5 protein-coding genes are annotated in these 5995 nt (G+C 28.8%); all 5 read left to right on the forward strand.

Translation table 11 applies throughout. The features are described 5' to 3' along the window. The first annotated feature begins 295 nt into the window (after positions 1 to 295). From xyeA to PSF28_RS23195, 5 genes are read left to right on the forward strand one after another with little or no spacing between them, the layout of a single operon-like run. Positions 296 to 451 carry a XyeA family cyclophane-containing RiPP triceptide gene (xyeA, locus tag PSF28_RS23175; RefSeq protein WP_210837302.1) on the forward strand — a complete coding sequence of 52 codons (156 nt, stop codon included), beginning with the start codon at positions 296 to 298 and terminating at the stop codon, positions 449 to 451. A 46-nt stretch (positions 452 to 497) separates the two neighbouring features. Further along, a complete protein-coding gene (gene xyeB / locus PSF28_RS23180) occupies positions 498 to 1667 on the forward strand; it encodes a cyclophane-forming radical SAM/SPASM peptide maturase XyeB (RefSeq protein ID WP_210837304.1) in 1170 nt (389 codons plus the stop codon). Next, positions 1664 to 2524, forward strand: coding sequence for an aspartyl protease family protein (locus PSF28_RS23185; RefSeq protein ID WP_272685720.1), 861 nt, complete (start codon positions 1664 to 1666; stop codon positions 2522 to 2524). Before xyeB ends, PSF28_RS23185 begins: the two co-directional genes overlap by 4 nt. A 4-nt stretch (positions 2525 to 2528) precedes the next feature. After that, entirely contained in the window at positions 2529 to 3746 is a 1218-nt protein-coding gene (locus PSF28_RS23190; RefSeq protein ID WP_272685721.1) for an HlyD family efflux transporter periplasmic adaptor subunit, read from the forward strand. 3 nt (positions 3747 to 3749) lie between these two features. Next, positions 3750 to 5819 (forward strand): peptidase domain-containing ABC transporter, encoded by a 2070-nt coding sequence (locus tag PSF28_RS23195; protein ID WP_272685722.1) that lies wholly within the window; start codon positions 3750 to 3752, stop codon positions 5817 to 5819. Positions 5820 to 5995 lie beyond the last annotated feature (176 nt).

The raw sequence follows: 5995 nt of genomic DNA on the forward strand, positions 1-5995 counted from the left end.
CTTGCTTATCTACTAATTTACAGACGTTATATATCTATTAACATTCTCAAAAATTTATTATTCAACCACACTCATTATAAATAATATAATAACATAGCAAAAAACATTTTTATTAATATTAAAACTAATCATATAACACCCTACCTGTTAGAGGTATATTTCAATATTTCATTGTGAAGCATCACTAATAAATAAAAACAAAAGGCACTTTAATAAAACTTTAATTATGCATACGCTGTATTTTACATTAAATTCAAAAAACATCAATTCGGTGCCTCAATAATGGGATAAAACCATGTCTAAGTTAAATAAAGAGATTAAAGAAAATAATGCCAATGTAAAATTGGCATCTAATGAAAGAAGCTCTCGTGAAGCATTAGTAAAGTCTATGCTAGAAAGTGTTTCAGGCGGCTGGGTTAACGTTTTTGCACGTTGGGACAAGCAAATATAACTAATCAACGGTAGGGATTTCCCTACCGTATAGATAAGGAAAGACTATGGATAAAATAAAGCATCTAGAAGTCATCTTAAAAGTCAGTGAAAGATGCAATATTAATTGTACATATTGCTATGTATTTAACCTTGGAAATGAAGTCGCAATAAATTCCAAGCCAATTATTTCCAGTGAAATTATTAATTATTTAGTTGAATTTTTTGAACAAGCAACTACAGAATATGATATTGAATCAATTCAAGTTGATTTTCATGGTGGGGAACCATTAATGATGGGCAAAAAAAGATTTATAGCAGCCTGTCAGAAATTAATTTCAGGAAATTACAGTAATACTAAGTTATATTTAGCTTGCCAAACTAATGCTATTTTAATAGACCCTGATTGGATAGATATATTTTCCAAATACAGTATAAGCATAGGAGTATCTATTGATGGCCCTAAGCATATAAATGATAAATATAGATTAGATACAAAAGGTCGTAGTACTTACGATAATACTATAAAAGGCTTTAAATTACTCCAAAATGCTTGGAAAGAAGGAAAACTTAAAGATCAACCTGGAATTTTATGTGTTGCCAATCCTAATGTTAGCGGAAAAGATATATATAGGCATTTTGTTGATGAATTAGAATGTACTAAATTTGACTTTCTCATACCTGATGAAACTCATGATACATGCATTGATCCAACGCATTTATCAGAATTTTATTGCTCTGCTATAGATGAGTTTTTTTTAGATTCAAATAGTGACATTTACATTCGTTATTTTCATACAAATATTCAGTCTATGTTAAAACCTGATTTTACGCCAACAATGGGAGTAAGCAAAACTAGTAATGATATAATTGCTTTAACTATTAGTTCAGAAGGAGATGTTTATATAGATGATACTCTTAGAGGGACAAATGACAATATTTTTTCTGTTATTGGAAATATAAAAAACATCAAATTTAGAGAAACATTAAGCTCATGGCAAATGAAAAAATATATGAAAATTAATAGTCAACTACCTTCTGACTGCGTTGATTGCATTTGGAAAAAAACATGCTCTGGTGGTAGACATATACAGCGATATTCTAAAGCTGATAGTTTTAATAGAAAATCAGTATTTTGCCCTTCAATAAAAAAAATATTAAGTCGGGCTGCATCGCATTTATTAGAATATGGGGTGCCTGAAGAATTAATTATGGATAATTTAGGAATAAAATCATGATTAGAGTTTTACTTTCAATTTACTTACTAACTAACATATCATTTCCAAGTGAAGGTAGTCAATTAGGAGTTTTAAGTTATAATGAAATTGGTATTCCCATCATTAATTTAGAAATAGAAAATAAAAAACTATCATTAATGCTTGATACAGGAAGCAGTGAAGGCCTACATTTAGAAAATAGCAATATAAAAAAAATATTTAACAATAAAAGTTTAGATGTGAAAAATAAAACCCCATATAGATATATGGATATATTAGGAAATGAAAATAATGTGACATCATGGACTGTTGATAAACTATCTATTTCAAATGTGACTTTTAACAATGTCAAAATTGTTGAATTACAACCATGGGGACTTAACATAGGAGAAAAAATCATTCAGACAGAAGTTGTTGGCCTTGGTATTTTTTATGAGAAAAAAATCATTTTAGATTTCAAAAAAAACAAATTAATAATTTTAAAAGATACACCAGAATATACTAAAAATTGGTCATCCTATCCAATAGAGCAAACTGAATCAGGGTTGAAAATAACTGCATATGCTCAAAATAAACCATTGAATTTTATTATTGATACTGCAGCCTCACATTCTATTGTATTTTCCAGCAGGCTTTCAAATAAAAACAAATACCTAGGTTGTAATGTAATTTCCTCTGAAGCCTTGAACTCTGATTGCAATGTACAAAATATCTTAATAAGGGATGTTAAAGGCAATATGCAGAATGAATATGCTATTGCAATAAACTCCCTTCCTTCTAAGAACATAGAGTTTGATGGACTACTTGGAATGTCATTTATGAAAAATAAAATAATACTGATAGATCTAGCTAAAAAAGTTTTATATATACAGAGTTGATTCCATGAAAAAAAATAAATCTATATTTAGGAGCGAATCTATATTATATAAAGAAAAAACATTAATAGGGAGATACAGTGCATTTCCATCATCTATATTACCAATAGTATTTTTATGTTTACTTTCAACTTTAACCCTTATAGTATTTATATTTTTTTCCAACTACTCCCAGAGAGTATTAGTAAAAGGTAAGATAATATACTCGCCTTCAGCTATAGAAATAACGATTAACAAAAGCGGAATAATAAGAGAGATCAATATAAAGCAAGGAAGTAAAGTAAATAAGGGAGATGCAATAGCATTCGTATCTCACGATGCAAAATACTTCGGAAGTGGGAAAGACATAAAAACAATTGAGATTTCAAAGATAAAAATTGCAGAACTATCAGAAATGGAGTCTAGAATAAAAAAAGACCACGATGACGAAGAAAAAAATCTATATGAAAGATTCACTCACAAAGATAGAGAAATAATAGCAATTAAATTAGCCAAGGAAGATGAGCTATTACGAAATGTTAAATTAAAAGAAAGAATGATTTTTTATAAGAATTCACAAAAAAAAGGTATAACAACCATTCAAGAAATTATAGGAGCAGAAAATGATTATTTCAATTCATTATTTAAAATAAATAATTATAAAATTAGTATAGAAAGAGTTATTGGTGAAAAACTCCAAATAGTAGATGAAATAAAAAAAATAAAATCAAAAAAAAGTCAATTATCAATAAATATAGAACAACAAAAGACAAACTTTCAACAACAGATTATAAATTCAGTTTCTAACCTTGAATCAATTATCACTTCACCTATTGATGGTATTGTTTCTTCTCTAAACATAGTCAATGGACAAAGAATAGAAGAAAATAAAATAATTGCAGTAATAACTCCTAATAATGCGGTCACATTAATAGAAATATTAGCTCCACCTTCTACAAAACCATATTTAAATGTAGGGCAAACCGTTATTATGCGTGTTGACTCTCAACCATGGAAATGGTTTGGAAAAATATCAGGAAAAATATTTTCTATAAGTACCACACCAAATAATTTATCAGGAAATAAGGTTTTCTTTCGTGTATTAGTTACCCCTGATAGTAATTTACTATATCTACCTACAGGAGTACACGTAAATGCTGATATATTAACCCTAAAGAGACGTATTTGGGAGTGGTTATTCATTCCATTAAAATTTAACGTAAACCATATTAATGATAAGGATTGAGTTATGTTTTCATTAAAAAAGAGAACACCTTTGATTCTACAGTCCGAGTCCAGCGAATGTGGGCTTGCTTGTTTGGCAATGATTTCAGGTTATTTCGGTAAAAATATAGATATTACATCTGCAAGAAATATCCATACTACAACAAATAATGGGATGACATTGCAAGAAGTTATTACTGCTTTTGAAAAAATAAACATGACAGCTCGAGCTGCTAGAGTAGAAATTGATGAACTTAAATCATTACGACATCCAACCATTCTTCATTGGAAATTAAATCATTTTATTGTTTTAGTTAAAATAACATCTCATAAAGCCATTATACATGACCCAAGTGTAGGTCGCCGTATTATATCATTTCATGAATTATCAGATAAATTTACAGGGTTTATTATTGAAGCTTGGCCTGAGCAAACTTTTAACAAAGAACCTCTTACTCAAAACATTACCATCTTCTATTTATTTCGCGGTGTTAGAAAATTACTATCTACATTTTTAAGCATACTAATTTTATCTATATTGATAGAAATATTATCAGTCTCTATACCAATAGCTACACAATTCACTATTGATATATTAGTGAGATCATCAGATCACAATGGAATATTATTAGTTGGAATTATTGTGATATTTGCACTAATAATTAAATCTATATTTTCTATTCTACGCGCCTCACTATTACTCAATATGCGTTACAGATTAAGTATTAAATGGTCAGAGGTTTTTTTTAATCGCTTAATAAAACTAACTTTACCTTTCTTTGAAAAACGTCATACCGGAGATATAGCTTCAAGATTTCAATCATTAAATACAATTCAAGATGCTTTTACTGCTAATATGGTTGAATCTCTTTTGGAAATAATTGTAATAATTATATCTGCTATTATTCTTATTTTATACTCACCAATATTAGCTATTGGTCCAATAACAATTAGCATCATATATATAACCATAAGGTTAATTTCATTTTCTAATTATCAATCAACTAAAATCGAGAATATTTTATTTGACTCAATACAGTCATCACATTTTTTAGAAACCATTAGGGGAATTAGCACAATAAAAGTACTCAATTTAGAAGGGGTTCGCCGAAGAGAATGGATTAACAATGTAATTAAAAACACTTATACAAAAAATAAATTATTTAAATTTGACCTATTAAACAGTACGATATCCACGCTTTTAATTGGCCTTTCAAATATTTATGTTCTTATTATCGGAGCATTATATTTTGATTCAGAAATGACAATAGGAATATTATTAGCCTCTATACTTTATTCAGATATGATTAGTACACGTACAGTAAAAATCACTAACGCCATTGCTGAATTTTATTTAATATCTATGCATTGTCATAGACTTACTGATATAATTATTTCGCCCATTGAAGATAAAGGAGAAAGAAAATTTCATAACAATACTAATGGTCACCTTAAAATTATAAATCTATCCTACCGTCGTTCTCAAAATGAACCCTTTATTATAAAAAATGTTAGCTTTGAAGTTAATCCCGGAGAAAGTATAGCTATAGTTGGTTTTTCTGGGTGTGGAAAATCAACATTATTACACATATTATCCGGTTTATACTCCCCTACTGATGGAGATGTTTTGATTAATGGAATTAGTATTTCTACAATCGGGAAAAATCAACTTAGGGATCACATTTCTTTTGTAATGCAAGATGATAAGCTATTAGCGGGTTCAATATCTAAAAACATTAGCAGCTTTAATGAAATTATTGACCATAAAAAAATGGTAAAATGTGCAAAACTGGCCTCTATTGACCATGATATTAATACTTTCCCTAGGGGGTATGACACAATGATTGGCGACATTGGAAATACATTATCTGGAGGTCAAAAACAAAGAATTTCAATCGCAAGAGCCCTTTATCGTGAACCTAAAATTCTATTACTTGATGAAGCAACAAGCGACTTAGACATTATTAATGAAAAAAATATAACTAGTGCTATAGCGGAATTAAAAATAACACGTATTTTTGTTGCACATAGGCCTGAAATGATAAACTCAGCAGACAGAATATATGACCTAAGTTTAAATAAGTGGATTAAATAAACACATAATATCGTTATCATTCCTATTTTATTTATAGTATTTAAAAAATCTTAAACTATAATTATTTAATTCTCCCTGTACTCAATCACAAATAAAAAATCCCGAGTGCTTAGCTCGGGAAGAATTAAAACCAAAGGGAAAACAAGTTTAAGACCAGATATTGGATCAAAACATAC

The organism is Providencia sp. PROV130, assembly GCF_028482225.1.
GTDB lineage: Bacteria > Pseudomonadota > Gammaproteobacteria > Enterobacterales > Enterobacteriaceae > Providencia > Providencia rettgeri.